This is a genomic window from Lachnoanaerobaculum sp. MSX33, from assembly GCF_000512995.1.
Classification (GTDB): Bacteria; Bacillota; Clostridia; order Lachnospirales; family Lachnospiraceae; genus Lachnoanaerobaculum.
Genome location: NZ_AZXX01000071.1, coordinates 1 through 15,156 on the forward strand (window position 1 = coordinate 1; position 15,156 = coordinate 15,156).

Here is a 15,156-nt window from a genome sequence, read left to right on the forward strand (position 1 = left end):
TCTATCACCACGAAGATAAATATGAATAATTTAGGATTAACATAGATATAATATCATTCATTTAATTCCATATAAAATTGTTTTATAAAGGTTAACTTATTAAAAATCATAATGGCTCCATAAACTGATAATTTTAATTATTTTATCTTCCTCATATACCTCGTAGACAAGTCTATGCTTTATATTTATTCTTCGTGAATAAGCCCCTTTCAAATCCCCTTGTAATTTCTCATATGAAGGCGGAGTCTTATATGGATCATTCCTTATTAATTCTATCAATGCCTTAGCCTTATTATCAAGCTTTGCAGATTTTAAATTGGGAATATCACATACCGCTTTTTTAGTATAAACAATAGAGTACATTACCATTCCACCTGATCTTCAGGTATACAATCCTCTATGGAAGTCTTCATTCCTTCAACAATCTTTTCTTTCATACCGGGAATTGATGATAAATATAATGTCTCCATCAAACCATTGTAGTCTTCCTCACTTATAATAACCGCATTTCCGTCCTTAGTTTTTACATTTATCGGCTCGTTGTATTTTACAGTCTGTTCTAATAATCCAAAAATATCTTTTCTAAAATTTGTTATATTTGTATTGACCACAAAGCTACCTCCTATATGTACATTATAGCGTACATACAAGAGGTGTCAATACCTGTTTAAAAAACACCCCCTATATGAATATCATTCATATAAGGGGTGTAAATGGAGTTTTATATTCAATCAATTACTTCTTCTGTATATATTTTCTGATATCGAGTGCAATAGCAACTACAATGATGATACCCTGTACTATGAACTGGAAGTCCGGCTTGATTCCGAGGAATTGCATTGAGGATTTCAATAACTCGAACACCAAAACACCGATTACACAACCTGATATTCTACCGATACCACCGTTTACAGATACACCACCGATTGTACAAGCCGCAATCGCCTCAAGCTCGTATGATGCACCCATGTTTACAGATGAACCACCTGATTTAGCTCCCAAAAGGAAACCTGCAATTGCATAGAGAACTGCTGCTGATGTGTAGATAAGTATCTTTGTCTTCTTTACATTAACACCTGATACTTCTGCTGCCGCCTCATTTCCACCAATTGCATACATATACTTACCATGTCTTGTTTTATTGAAAACAAACCACATGATGAGTCCGATAACAAGTGCATAGATGAAAAGATACGGAATCTTTAAGAAGTTTCCTGTAGCAACTGTTGTATATGCTGTTCTGTATCCACCGATAGGCTCTGCCTTTGTATAAACAAGACATACACCATATACTATAAGCTGCATTCCGAGTGTTCCGATAAATGCAGGAACATTCAAATGAGCTATAACAATACCGTTGATACATCCGAATACAGCACAAATAGCTATAGCTATTAAAAGTACTCCAAGGATATTCATATCACCAAGATTTGGGAACATCTTACCTGCATAGTCTTTATTCTGTAAAAGTGTACCTGCTATACAAGCTGATAAACCTACCAAACGACCTGCTGAAAGATCGGTACCCTTTGTTATAAGACATGCCGATACACCGAAGGCGATTATTACTCTTGGTGCCACATTTACCAAAACATTTCTTAAGTTACTTGCCGAAAAGAAATTGTCCTTCATTATACCTGTAAACAGTACAAGCAAAAGTAAAACTATTATGATACCGTTATCCAGTAACAATTTCTTTATATCTAAAGATTTTGTATTCATAAGTATCCCTCCTAAAATTTTGTAGCCAATGCCATGATATTTTCCTGTGTAGCATCATCTTTTGATACTTCACCGGTGATCTCACCATTGCACATAACGATTATTCTGTCAGACATTCCAATAAGTTCAGGCATCTCGGAAGAAATCATTATGATGCCCTTTCCCTGCTTTGCCAGGTTTATCATTATCTGGTATATTTCATACTTTGCACCTACGTCAATACCTCTTGTAGGCTCATCCATTATCAATACATCCGGGTTGTTTGCAAGCCATCTTGCTATAATAACCTTTTGCTGATTACCTCCTGACAAAGACTGAATCAATGTCTTATTACTTGGAGTCTTTATACTCAGCTTGCTTACATTTTCATCTACGACCCGTTTAATTTTACCGTCATCCAATGCAATACCTGCTACAAGATAATTATTGAGTGAGGAAATAGCCACATTGTCCGCTATTGAAAGGCATCCGAGAATTCCTGTTCCTCTTCTGTCCTCTGTAATCATTCCAAGGCCGTCTTTTATAGCATCTCTCGGTCTTGCTATATTTTGCTCTTTGCCCTTCATGTATACTTTTCCGGATTTCACACTTCTAAGTCCAAATATGGCTTCCATAAGTTCGCTTCTACCTGCACCCACAAGTCCGCCAAATCCGAGTATCTCACCTTTTCTAAGTTCAAATGAGCAGTTTCTGAATATATTTTCATGTATACTTGTAAGGCCGTCGACCTTAAGTATAACTTCACCTTTTTCTATGTTATCTTTTGGCGGATAGATATTTGAAAGCTCTCTACCAACCATTTGTCTTATGATTTCACCGTCGCTGATATCTTTTACTTCCCATGTACCAACATAGGTTCCGTCTCTCATTATTGTGATATCATCGGCAATCTCTCTTATCTCCGCCATCTTATGTGAGATATATATAAGAGATACACCTTTTTCTTTTAATTCTCTTATTATTTTAAATAATCCGCTTACTTCATTTTCAGTAAGTGATGATGTAGGCTCATCCAAAATGATGATCTTTGCTCCCATCGAAACAGCTTTTGCTATTTCTACAGACTGCATCTGTGATATAGATAATGTCTGCAATAATGCATTGGGATTTACATTAAGTTTTACTTCTTTTAGCCATTTGGTAGCTTCATTTTCCATCTTCTTATGGTCTATTACTTTTAGAGGGCCTATATTTATTGTAGGATATCTGCCCAAAAACATATTTTCAGCAATAGATCTTGCAGGTACAGGCTGTAACTCCTGATGAACCATTGCCAATCCCTTATGAAGTGCATCATCAGGGTTTAATATATTCATTTTTTCTCCGTCTACATAGACCTCACCGGTATCCATTGTATATATTCCGAACAGACATTTCATAAGTGTAGACTTGCCTGCTCCGTTTTCACCCATAAGAGCATGTACGCTGCCCGGTCTGACATTAAGATGGATATTGTCCAGTGCTTTTACACCGGGGAAACTTTTAGAAACCCCTTTCATTTCCAATCTGTACTCTGACATCCATTGCTCCTTTCAAAAATCGGGTGTGCACCGGCACACCCGAAAGATGTTTACTTAAGTTAATTTTTGATTATTTTACAAGCTCTAAGATCTCTGCTGCGTTATCCTTTGTAACCTTTACATAGTCTACAGGAATCTTTGTATCAACCTTCTCACCACCGGCAAATGATACAGCTGCCTTTGCTGCTGCCTGTGCCTGGCTGATGAAATCGTTAAATACTGTACCTGTCATCTTGCCTTCTGATACGTTCTGAACTGCCTCTGCAAGTGCATCAACACCTACGATATAGATATCTTCACCAACTTTTCTTCCTGCTGCATTGATAGCCTGAAGTGCACCAAGTGCCATAGCGTCATTGTTACAGAAGATAACTTCGATGTCGTTTCCATACTGTGTAAGAGCATCCTGTGCAATCTGCTGTCCCTTAGCCTGATCCCAGTCACCTCTCTGAATTAAGAGCTGCTCAGCCTTTAATCCGCTCTTCTCTGTAAGAGCCTTAACTGAATACTCTGTTCTGTACTGTGCGTCAATGTTCTCAGGGTCACCCTGGATCATGATGTACTTAACTGTTCCGTCACCGTTAATGTCACCCTTATTCTCAAGTTCTGCGATTTCCTCACCCTGGAATGTTCCTGACTGACGAGCATCTGCACCTACATATGTTGCGCTGATACCGTCTGCTGCCCATCTTGACTCCTCAGCCTCATCAGGCTCACGGTTGATGTATACTACAGGGATTCCTGCTTCCTTAGCAAGATCTGTAACTGTTGGAGCTGAAGATGACTGTACAAGGTTAAGAATCATAACGTCAACCTTAGTTGCGATAAAGTTGTTAATCTGGTTTGTCTGCTCAGCCTGATCGTTCTTACCGTCCTGAACTACTACGTTCTCTTTTGGAATACCAACTTCCTCTGTAAGATATCTAACAAGCTCGTTACGATATAATGTCATGAAGTTATCATCAAACTTATAAATTGAGATGCCTACTTTGATATCCTTTGCATCCTTACCTGTAGCTGCAACTGCCTCTGAAACACTCTCAGCCATCTTGCTTTCTTCCTTTGACTCTGTAGCTGCTGCAGTTGTCTCTGCCGGCTTGCTTCCACCTCCACATGCTGCTAATGAAAGAGCACACACAGATGCTACTGATACTGCTAAAACTTTTTTGAACAATTTCATTGTTTTTCCTCCCTTAGGTTTGTTCGTTTATTTGTAAGCTTATTTTAATATTACTTACGATTATTTTACAGAGAATATTTTTACTCTTTTTATTGAATTTTTTTCACAGCTGTAAACAGAAAAATTTTCTATATAATTTAAATTTTTCTATATATTTCTTACCTTACAAATGTATATTAATAATTAATTGTGTAGATTAACACACTTTAACTTATGTTACGCTGTCTAAAATCATTATTTATTCACTAACTGTACATAATTTCTTAATTTAAATATGCTATAAAATAATGTATAATTATTACAACTGTATAATTAATATAAGTAACTTTGTACATGTATGATTTTTTAAAGGAGGAATATATGAGCTACAACCAAAAGATTACAAAAGAAATAGAGGATTTGACCTCAAAATGCCTTACAAATTTAACTATAAACCAATCCTTGTATAAAGAATTTGATGTGCAAAGAGGATTGCGCAATCTTCAAGGTGAAGGTGTAAGAGCCGGCCTTACCCGCATTTCCGAGATAACCTCATTTAAAAGGGAAAACGGTGAGAAGATACCATGTGACGGTGAGCTTAGATATCAAGGTATTGATATACATGAACTCACAGACGGATTTTTAAAAGAAAACAGATTCGGATTTGAAGAGGTGGCATATTTAATGCTTTTCGGCAATCTGCCTACTTCAAATGAGCTTAACGATTTCAAACGTTTACTTGGTGAACAGAGATCTCTGCCCAAAAACTTTACAAGAGATATCATTATGAAAGCACCAAGTAAGGATATGATGAACACGCTTTCCAGATCTGTACTTACATTGTATGCATATGACTCAAAGGCTGATGATACCTCTCTTCCAAATGTATTACGCCAGTGTATAAATCTTATAGCTACCTTCCCTATGATGTGCGTATACGGTTACCATGCCTACAATCACTATATCAGAGATAAAAGTATGTATATTCATCGTCCGTCAAACGAGCTTTCTACTGCCGAGAATATTTTACTGATGCTTAGAGAGGATAAGAAATACTTGGATCTTGAAGCCAAAGTGCTTGACCTTGCCATGGTCTTACATATGGAACATGGCGGTGGTAACAATTCCACTTTTACAACTCATGTGGTAACATCCTCAGGTACAGATACCTATTCGGCTATAGCGGCTGCTCTCGGTTCTTTGAAAGGTCCGAAACATGGCGGCGCCAATATAAAAGTTGTTGAAATGTTTAAGGATATGAAAAAACATATAAAGGATATCAATGATGACGAAGAAATAAAAACTTACCTTTTAAAGCTGTTAAGAAAAGAAGCCTTTGATAAAGCCGGATTAATATATGGTATGGGACACGCGGTATATTCGCTTTCAGATCCATGTGCCAATATATTTAAAAAATATGTTGAACAGCTTGCAAATGCAAAGCATAAAAATAATGACTTTAAACTTTACAGTGCAGTTGAAAGGCTTGCACCCGAAGTAATAGGAGCTGAAAGACATATATATAAAGGTGTAAGTGCAAATATTGACTTCTACAGCGGTTTTGTTTACGGAATGCTTGATTTACCTACCGAGCTTTATACCCCGATATTTGCCTGTTCAAGAATTGTCGGATGGAGCGCTCACAGAATTGAAGAGCTTATTAATACCGATAAGATTATAAGACCTGCTTATATGGCTGTTAAGGAGCACGAAAACTATATCGAAATGAAGAACAGATAATTTTTATATAAAAAAAGTGTGAAAAATGAATTCTCATCTTTCACACTTTATTTTTATTCTTTGTTTGCAGGTGTTATTTCCATATTTCTGAGATTATTTAATATAGTGGCATTCAGCGGAATACTTACACCCATAGGATTTATAAGGAATCCGTCACACTCAGGTGTCATAGGGAAGTTTATAAGATGCTTAGCCTCTATTATTGTTTTCTTTACAGTTGCATCACCCGGCATTTTGTCAAACTCTATATTGTCTGTAAATATAGGTATCATATTTCCGCCGTTATCACTTATCCTTAACATAAGCATCTGCATCTGTGTTTCTCCGTCTACCTGTGCTTCTCTAACCGGTACAAGGAATCTTGCCTTCAAAATATTTACAAGCATCTCCTCTTCCAACTCACGAATCTCAGGTGTATTAGGATTATCAAGGTTTGCTCTTATCTCCTGTCCGAAATAGAGCATTGTAAGCTGTAATGATCTGTTCTCCACAGGTCTTTTTTCAGGTGGTAACTCGCTAAAATCCGAGAGTTTCACTATTTCTTCAAGCTGAATTGTAAATTCATTACCCTGATAATTGTACTTAACAGCATTCACACCGGCTATTGCCATATGTGTAAAGGCTCTTAAAATACCTTCCTGATTAAGTTCCAATACAGTATTCTTCTGCTTATTGGCTGCCAACTCCGCCGATTTCTTCAAAGCATTTTCTTTTTCATCAAACAAAAACGCCACATCATCAAAACTCTCATCATCACAATAAACAAATGGCAGTCTGGTAAAGTCTGACTGAATTAAATATAGATTTACTGCCTTTGGAATACTTGCAAGTACTTCTCTTCTCTCCATTTTTATCTCCAAAAATTTTATTTGTTATGAAACTACTATATACTCTTTGACTATCAAAGTCAAATTAATAATATCTTTACAAAAATTTATGGTTGCACAAGCTGCTCTTTTGCACCTTCAGAATAAACTATGGAGTAATCTGAAAGGATAAAATAACCATAGGTATCAGGTATACTGTCAAGAAGCTTTACACCCTCTTCAACTCCCAGTGAAAAGCATGTAGTTGAAAGTGCATCCGCTTCTGTTGATGATTTTGTAAGTATACTTACTTCCACAAGCCCGTTATCATAAGGATAACCTGTTTTCGGATTCAGAATATGATGATAGTTTTTACCGTCTATAACAAAATGTCTCTCATAAACACCTGATGAAACAACCGATTCATCATCCACCGTAAGTAAAGCGACCGTTTCATTTCTGTCCGCATAAGGTTTTTGAAGTCCTATTGTAAAGTTGTCCCCATTTGGCTTTTTACCCACGCATAAAACATTGCCTCCAAGATTTATAATAGCACTGTCAACACCTTTACTCAGAAGATATTCCTTTGTCTTATCCGCTATATATCCCTTTGCAATAGCACCGAGATCTATTCTTGTGTCATCTGAAGTAAACTTTACTGTATTTCCTTCCACACTTACTCTTGTATAATCCACTTTAGGAAGTGACTCTTTAATACTTTCATCACTTGGAAGCTCAGGTTCCTCTGCATTAAAATCCCATAATTCCTTTAACGGTTCTGTCGTAATATCAAATGCACCATGTGAAACTTTACTGTAATACAATGCCTTATCTATAAGATAGGCAAGTTCATCACTTACTTCCACACTCATAGTCCCTTTTTCTCTATGATTTAATTTATACAATTCCGCAGATTCGCTTGTTGCCGAAAATATACTCTCATAATTTCTTATAAACTGCATTGACTCTTTTAAAACATTCTCATCACCACCATTATATATGGATACTGTAATAAATGTATCAAGTGCAAATGTCGTATCTGTCAAAGGTTCGTCATTTTTGTTCTTATCTATTGAAAAATCAAAATTATTGGCTATAGCCTTAGGGTTTGTACGTTTTCCTAAAATTGCAATTATCAGCAACACAAAAACAACCATTGCAATAGCTATTATATTTTTTTTATTAAATTGTTTCAAAATATACTCCTACTAAATTTCCCATTTTTTTGCCAAATCATTTATCTGATCTGCAAATTTAGCCAAATCCTTGTTGGCTCCATGTTTATTTTCTTTTATGATTTTTAAGAGTCTCTCTCCTGCACCAAGAAGTCTCAAATAAACACTGCTTTCCGGTTCCTTTACTTCCTTAACGGCAACAGCAACTCCCTTAGTCTTCTTTATCCACTCTCCGCTTATCAGGTCAAAAACAGAGCCTGAAAAAGGCGCGAATGAATTTATTCCGTATTTACTTTTAAGTTCATTTGAAAAGCTTTCACATACTTTATCATCACCATGCACAATAAACACTTGCTTCGGCTTTTCTTCAAAAGCTGTAACCCATTTTATAAGTCCGTTTTTATCGGCATGTGAACTTATACTCTTTAAAGTTTCAATATGTGCGTTTACAGAAATATTTTCTCCAAAAAGTCTTACCTCTGAAACATTGTCCTGCAGAGTTCTTCCAAGAGTACCGAACGCCTGATATCCGGCAAATACCACGCTGCATTCACTTCTCCAAAGATTGTGCTTTAAATGATGTCTAATTCGACCCGCATCGCACATTCCCGAAGCTGATATTATAACTTTTGGTGATTTATCAATATTTATGGCCATTGACTCATCACTGCTTACAGTCATTTTCAGATTTGGGAAAGCTATCGGATTTATACCGTTTTCAACAAGCTCCTTAGTTTCCTCATCATAACATTCAAGCAAGTTATCTTTAAATACATTGGTTGCTTCTATTGCCAGCGGACTGTCTACATATACAGGGAAGTTCGGAAGGTTTTTTACAAGATTATTCTGCTTTATCTGTCTCATAAAATAAAGCAGCTCCTGTGTTCTTCCGACTGCAAATGCAGGTATTACCACATTTCCGCCCCTCTCAAATGTTTCTTCAAGAATTCTTGCCAGATCTGACACATGATCTGCGCCTTCTTCATGATATCTGTCACCATAGGTTGATTCCATCAAAACATAATCAGCGTCCTTTATATACTCCGGATCTCTGATTAGAGGCTTATTGAAATTACCGATATCACCTGAAAATACTATTTTTCTGCTCTCATTTCCTTCTTTAAGCCAAACCTCTATAGACGCCGAACCCAGAATATGTCCTGCATCTATAAATCTGATACTTATATTTTCATCAATATCTATTTTTTTATTATATTCAATACCTCTAAAGAGTTTAATACTTGCTTCAACATCGGAAAGTTCATATACCGCCGCTTCCTTTTGTCTGCCTGCTCTTTCAGCTTTTCTGTTTTTCCACTTTAACTCTTCAGCCTGTATATGCGCACAGTCTCGAAGCATTATGGTACAAAGCTCCATTGTGGCATTTGATGAATATATTTCTCCCTTAAATCCTCTTGCAACAAGCTGTGGAATCATGCCTGTATGATCGATATGAGCATGTGTCACAAAAAGATAATCTATCTCTGCCGGTGAAACAGGCAGCGGAGCATTTTCATACACATTAATTCCCTGCTCCATACCGTAGTCCACTAAAAACTTTTTATCTCCGACTTCAACATAATGACAACTTCCTGTAACCTCATGATCTGCACCTATAAATTCCAGTTTCATATTTTCCCCCTTTTTAATCAAACAACTGAGCATGTGAGTTATTAGAGCCTAACTCTATTATAACTATACAAAATATTTTTCGTCAACTTAAAATTATTATATATAACCTCTTCAAGACTTGGCTTTCTTTTTCTTCTGGTTATCTCAAACAGGCATAATTTTGTGATATCTATTGCCACTGTATTTAATCTGTCCTCTTTAAGATAATCTTTCATCATATGATATATCAAATCTATTTCGGATTTATCCGTGGTATTTATTAAATCTATAATTATAATACCTGAGATATTTCTAAGCCTTAACTGTCTTGCAGTCTCTTTTATTGCTTCAAGATTTGTGTTTAATTTAATTATTCCGGCTTCTTTTTTCCGGACATTTTTCCCGGTATTTACATCAACAACTGTAAGAGCTTCCGTAGATTCTATGCATAGATAGCCTCCATCCTTTAACCATACTTTTTTGCTTAATGATTCACTAAAAAGAGTATCTATGGAGTAAAGCTTATTTAAACTTATCATATTATCGTCATAGAATCTGACTCTGCAAAGCATATCTTCACGCTCTTCTTTAAAAAAATCAACTATTTCTTCGTATATATCCTTGATATCCGTTACTATATCAAAATCGGCATATTTTAGTCTGTCTTTAACAATATCTATATAGTCTTTGGAACCCGCATAAAGCATTGCAGGTGCCTTTATATAGTTTTTCTTTGCAAGAATTTGATCAAGTACTTCACAGCCGGAAAGATTTGCAGTAGCACCTGCCAATTTATTCTTTATGGGAAGCTTTGAAATCTTTATTACAATATCATCGCCCTCGTGTAAAACCGTATGCTCTTTTTCATCGGCAAATATAAGATGCTTAAGTTCAGCCATATCAAAATATACAGTTTGGCGTTCTGAATTGTACTCAATCTCTACAAAGGCGGCATTTATGTTTTTAGCAATTTTTTTTACCTTACCTATATGAATACTGCCAAGTAAAGAAGTATCCTCGATATACTCTATCTCGTTTGCCCTATTCTCATCATATGATATTGCAAAATTTTTATTCTTATAGCTTGTGATAAGAAGCTTAGATAATTTCACAGCCGTATTCATCAAGGGCCTTCCCTTCATCCGTATACATATCTAATCTATATAAATAATATTCATTCCTTTTAGCTGCCGATAATCCTTCTTCATATAAAAATTCCATAACTGCGGCAGGCTTTATATTATTTGTACTTCCCTGTGATAGATGCATGTATACACCATTTTTTATAGCTTCAAGCTTATATATAAAAGGCTTTATATCCACAACTGAAGTTGTTTCCACCTCTACAAACTTTCCAAACTGATTTTTCTTTTTCTTTTTTGATACCTTGGTCAGTAATATAGACTCTTTTGACATAAGCTTTTCTATAGCTGTATTAATGTCTGTTTCTTTTACTTCAGTTTTAAATTCCGCCTTGAAATCGGCTGTATCCATCAAAGCCATAGCCGGTTTGGAATTATCGGGAATCTGTAAAAACTTGGTAACCTTCATTCCGGTGCACATCATCTCATTGAGCCTTCTTATTGCTTCTTTAGATGAAATATGACTACCTTCCTTTAACTCTATATCCATATATTCACCAAGTCCCGATACACCCATACTAAGGGGAGCACCAAATGACATTATCTGATGAGGCGAAAATCCTTCACTGTATTTTATAGGAATGTCCGCCCTTCTCATAGCTTTTTGAAAATATCTCATTATATCCAAATGGCCTATAAAACGCATTTGCTCGGTTTTTTCAAACTTAATTCTTACCTTCAAAGCAAACACCTCCATTATATTTTCTTGCACCGCAACCTAAACACTGCTGTCTGCAGTTTGGTGAGATCTTATCTTCATGTGCTGTTTTCCACTCTCTGATAAGGAATTCCTTTGTAACTCCTGAATCTATAAAATCCCAAGGGAACAGCTCATCAAGATCTCTTTCTCTTAATGTATAAAAGCTTGGATCTATACCGCTTTGCTCGTATGCTTTAAGCCAATATTCCATATTAAACTGATCCGACCATGAATCATACATTGCACCATTTTTATAAGCATTGACTATGACATCCGCAATTTTTCTGTCACCTCTTGCCATAAGTCCCTCAAGCAGTGTCACCTCCGCATCATGGTACTGATACTTCATACTCTTTTGGTTTAACTGCTCTCTGAAAGTATCCTTTACAAGATGTGCTCTTCTAAGGTACTCCTCCTCAGTTTCCATCTTCGCCCACTGGAAAGGTGTAAAAGGCTTCGGCACAAAGAAAGATGAACTTGCGGTAATAGATACCTTACCTATTCTTTGATCCTTTGGAATAGAGTAATAATTTTCAGCTATTTTTTCACAAAGCAAAGGTATTCCTTTAATATCCTCATCAGTTTCTGTAGGAAGTCCAAGCATAAAATAAAGCTTTACTTTATTCCATCCTCCTTTAAATGCCTCCATAGAACCGCTTAATATATCTTCCTCTGTAATTCCCTTATTTATAACATCTCTCAGTCTTTGTGTTCCGGCCTCAGGCGCAAATGTTAAAGAACTCTTTTTTACATCCTGAACCTTACTCATTACATCCAATGAAAATGCATCAATACGTAAAGAAGGCAAAGATATATTGATTCCTCTATCCTTTGTATATTCCAAAAGGAAATCAAGAAGTTTATCAAGCTGACTGTAATCACTTGAACTGAGTGAACTGAGTGAAATTTCTTCCGCTCCTGTAATATCAAGCATTGTTTTTGCATAATTTATAAGGTAATCAAGGGAATGTTCTCTTTGCGGTCTGTATACATTTCCAGCCTGACAGAATCTGCATCCTCTGATACATCCTCTCATTATCTCAAGTACCACTCTGTCTTGTGTGACCTTAATAAAAGGAACTACAGGCTTTGAAAGATATGATACGGTATCCATATTTTGAACAACAACTCGATGTACAACACTTGGAACATCCTCATATTTAGGTTTAAATGAAGCTATAGTACCATCTTCTTTATAACTCACATCATAGAACTCAGGTACATACATACCTTCAAGTTTTGCCGCTTTTCTTAAAAACTCATGCTTTGAAAGATTTTCACTTTTGCACTCCTTATAAAGGTCAAGCAACTTGTCATAAACCACTTCGCCCTCACCTATATAGAATATATCAAAGAAAGGTGCCAAAGGTTCAGGATTATAAGAACATGGTCCGCCACCTATTACTATAGGATATTCCTCTCCTCTGTCTTTTGAATACATCGGAATCTGTGAAAGCTCTAAAACCTGTAAAATATTTGTATAGCACATCTCATACTGTAATGTAATACCTAAAATATCGGCATCCTTTACATTTTCCTGACTCTCCAGAGAAAACAGCGGGATATTCTTTTCTCTAAGTATCTTATCAAGGTCTACCCATGGTGAAAATAATCTCTCACAGAATGTGTCTTCTCTTTTATTTAACATGTCATATATAATTTGCATCCCTATATGACTCATTCCTATCTCATAAACATCAGGAAAACACATAACAAATCTGATATCTACATCCTCTAATCTTTTATCTCTTGAATTCAACTCACCGCCGATATATCTTGCCGGCTTGTCTACGCTAAGCAGTATATCATCGCTTAGTGCCAATTTTCTCATATATTCCTCTTTCTAATTTTAAACTGCATTATTTAATTCATAATAGAAGCCCTTCATCTCCATAAGCTCATTATGATTTCCCTGTTCTATTATATGACCGTCTTTAAGTACCAAAATCACATCTGCATTTTTTATGGTTGAAAGTCTGTGAGCAACTACAAAACTTGTTCTACCTGTCATCATCTTATCAAATGCCTTACTTATTCTTGCTTCAGTCATTGTATCTATACTTGAGGTAGCCTCATCAAGTATAAGCATAGGTGGAAGTACAAGCATTATTCTTGCAATACATAGAAGCTGTCTTTGTCCTGCCGAAAGATTTTCACCACCTTCGGTTACTATTGTATCATATCCGTCAGGTAATCTTTTAATAAAACTGTCGGCATAGGCTTCTTTGGCTGCCGCCTCAATCTCCTCAAATGTAGCATCAGGTTTTCCGAATGCAATATTATCCCTTATCGAAGCATTCTTTAACCATGTCTCCTGTAAAACCATACCGAAGTTTTCTCTGATTGATTTTCTTGTAATATCATTGATATTCTTGCCCTCTATCTTAATAGAGCCGCTGTCTATATCATAAAAGCGCATCAAAAGATTTATAATAGTGGATTTTCCGCTTCCTGTCGGTCCCACTATTGCAATTCTCTGTCCGGCTTTTACATCAAGGTTAAGATCCTCGATAAGTTTCTTTGATTTATCATACGAAAAGTAAACATGTGATATTTCTACATTTCCGTCTACATTTTCAATCTTATTATTTACATCCCTATCAGGAAGTATCTCTTCTTCATCTATAAGTGCAAATACCCTTGCGGCACAGGCAAATGAATTTTGCAGTTCAGTAACCACTCCCGATATTTCATTGAAAGGCTTTGTATACTGTGTTGCATAACTGAGTACGGAAGTAAGCTGTCCTACACTCATTTTTCCTGTAATTGCAAGCAATGCTCCTGAGATTGCAACACCTGCATACACCAAAGAGTTTACAAATCTTGTAGCAGGAAATGCTATAGCCGAAATAAATATAGCATTTTGGCTTGCCACCCTGAGCGCCTCATCAGATTCTTTAAACTCGTTTTCTATTTCCTTCTCCATGTTGAAGTTTTTCACAGTTCCAAGTCCTGCAATCATTTCATCAACTATTCCTGTCATTCTGGCTCTTCTTTCCGATTGTGACTTGAAATGCTTGTAAGTATTCTTTGCAATAAGCCCTGCAACCAGCATTGCAAGCGGTGTAACAAGAAGAACTACCAATGTAACATATACATTTATTTTAAACAATATGATAATAGTCAGTATAATAGTCAGTATGCCTGTAAAAAACTGGGCAAAACCCATCAAAAGTCCTTCGGAAAACTGATCCACATCATTTATAACTCTGTTTATTATCTCACCATGACTTGTAGAATCTACATATGATATAGGAAGTTTCATTATCTTGGCAAATGCCTGATTTCTGATATCTCTTACCATATGATATGCAACTCCGTTATTTATAGCGGTCATACACCACTGAGCTACAGCTGTAATACACATTACAATTATCATTGTAAAAATAATTTTTATAAGCTTTTCAAAGTCTACATTTCCCTTTGAAACAATTGTATCCACAGCTCTACCTGTAAGTATCGGAAGATATAAAGTTGTAAGCACGATAACCACAGCAAGTAAAAGGCTTACAAACATTCTGAATCTGTACGGATGCAACAGGCTTAAAATTCTTTTTAAAGTATTTTTATTTTTCTTCATT

The 15,156-nt window shown here is 36.0% G+C and carries 13 protein-coding genes; 1 reads left to right on the top strand and 12 read right to left on the bottom strand.

Features of this window, described 5'->3' with window-relative positions; all coding sequences use genetic code 11:
* Positions 1-99: 99 nt before the first annotated feature.
* The 5 genes from HMPREF1495_RS07915 to HMPREF1495_RS07935 all read right to left on the bottom strand — a co-directional run bounded on the left by HMPREF1495_RS07915 (position 100) and on the right by HMPREF1495_RS07935 (position 4,422).
* On the bottom strand, positions 100-363 hold the full coding sequence (locus tag HMPREF1495_RS07915; RefSeq protein WP_034213558.1) for a Txe/YoeB family addiction module toxin: 264 nt from the start codon (positions 361-363) through the stop codon (positions 100-102).
* The gene (locus HMPREF1495_RS07920) at positions 363-611 is read right to left on the bottom strand and encodes a type II toxin-antitoxin system Phd/YefM family antitoxin (RefSeq protein ID WP_034213561.1); all 249 of its coding nucleotides are present in this window, start codon (positions 609-611) and stop codon (positions 363-365) included. The genes HMPREF1495_RS07915 and HMPREF1495_RS07920 overlap by 1 nt, the downstream gene beginning before the upstream one ends.
* Positions 612-735: 124 nt before the next feature.
* Positions 736-1,722, bottom strand: coding sequence for a galactose/methyl galactoside ABC transporter permease MglC (locus tag HMPREF1495_RS07925; protein ID WP_007592242.1), 987 nt, complete (start codon positions 1,720-1,722; stop codon positions 736-738).
* Between the two features lie 11 nt (positions 1,723-1,733).
* Positions 1,734-3,242, bottom strand: a complete 1,509-nt coding sequence (locus HMPREF1495_RS07930) for a sugar ABC transporter ATP-binding protein (protein ID WP_034213563.1) — start codon at positions 3,240-3,242, stop codon at positions 1,734-1,736.
* A gap of 70 nt (positions 3,243-3,312) precedes the next feature.
* Entirely contained in the window at positions 3,313-4,422 is a 1,110-nt protein-coding gene (locus HMPREF1495_RS07935) for a galactose ABC transporter substrate-binding protein (RefSeq protein ID WP_034213566.1), read from the bottom strand.
* A gap of 360 nt (positions 4,423-4,782) precedes the next feature.
* Here HMPREF1495_RS07935 and HMPREF1495_RS07940 point away from each other — a divergent pair, with 360 nt between their 5' ends.
* The gene (locus tag HMPREF1495_RS07940; protein WP_034213569.1) at positions 4,783-6,141 is read left to right on the top strand and encodes a citrate/2-methylcitrate synthase; all 1,359 of its coding nucleotides are present in this window, start codon (positions 4,783-4,785) and stop codon (positions 6,139-6,141) included.
* A gap of 53 nt (positions 6,142-6,194) precedes the next feature.
* Here HMPREF1495_RS07940 and HMPREF1495_RS07945 read toward each other — a convergent pair whose 3' ends face one another.
* The 7 genes from HMPREF1495_RS07945 to HMPREF1495_RS07975 form a co-directional block, all read right to left on the bottom strand.
* Positions 6,195-6,989: an SseB family protein gene (locus tag HMPREF1495_RS07945; protein WP_007592250.1), complete on the bottom strand. Its 795-nt coding sequence runs from the start codon at positions 6,987-6,989 to the stop codon at positions 6,195-6,197.
* Between the two features lie 86 nt (positions 6,990-7,075).
* Positions 7,076-8,143 (bottom strand): FAD:protein FMN transferase, encoded by a 1,068-nt coding sequence (locus tag HMPREF1495_RS07950; protein ID WP_034213572.1) that lies wholly within the window; start codon positions 8,141-8,143, stop codon positions 7,076-7,078.
* 12 nt (positions 8,144-8,155) lie between these two features.
* Complete coding sequence (locus HMPREF1495_RS07955; protein ID WP_034213575.1) at positions 8,156-9,754, bottom strand: MBL fold metallo-hydrolase RNA specificity domain-containing protein; 1,599 nt, start codon at positions 9,752-9,754, stop codon at positions 8,156-8,158.
* A 41-nt stretch (positions 9,755-9,795) separates the two neighbouring features.
* Positions 9,796-10,857, bottom strand: a complete 1,062-nt coding sequence (locus tag HMPREF1495_RS07960) for a ribonuclease E/G (protein WP_034213578.1) — start codon at positions 10,855-10,857, stop codon at positions 9,796-9,798.
* Entirely contained in the window at positions 10,832-11,557 is a 726-nt protein-coding gene (locus HMPREF1495_RS07965; protein ID WP_330368694.1) for a TIGR03936 family radical SAM-associated protein, read from the bottom strand. The genes HMPREF1495_RS07960 and HMPREF1495_RS07965 overlap by 26 nt, the downstream gene beginning before the upstream one ends.
* The gene (locus HMPREF1495_RS07970) at positions 11,541-13,406 is read right to left on the bottom strand and encodes a TIGR03960 family B12-binding radical SAM protein (RefSeq protein ID WP_034213581.1); all 1,866 of its coding nucleotides are present in this window, start codon (positions 13,404-13,406) and stop codon (positions 11,541-11,543) included. The genes HMPREF1495_RS07965 and HMPREF1495_RS07970 overlap by 17 nt, the downstream gene beginning before the upstream one ends.
* A gap of 18 nt (positions 13,407-13,424) precedes the next feature.
* A complete protein-coding gene (locus HMPREF1495_RS07975) occupies positions 13,425-15,155 on the bottom strand; it encodes an ABC transporter ATP-binding protein (RefSeq protein ID WP_034213585.1) in 1,731 nt (576 codons plus the stop codon).
* Position 15,156: the final 1 nt, after the last annotated feature.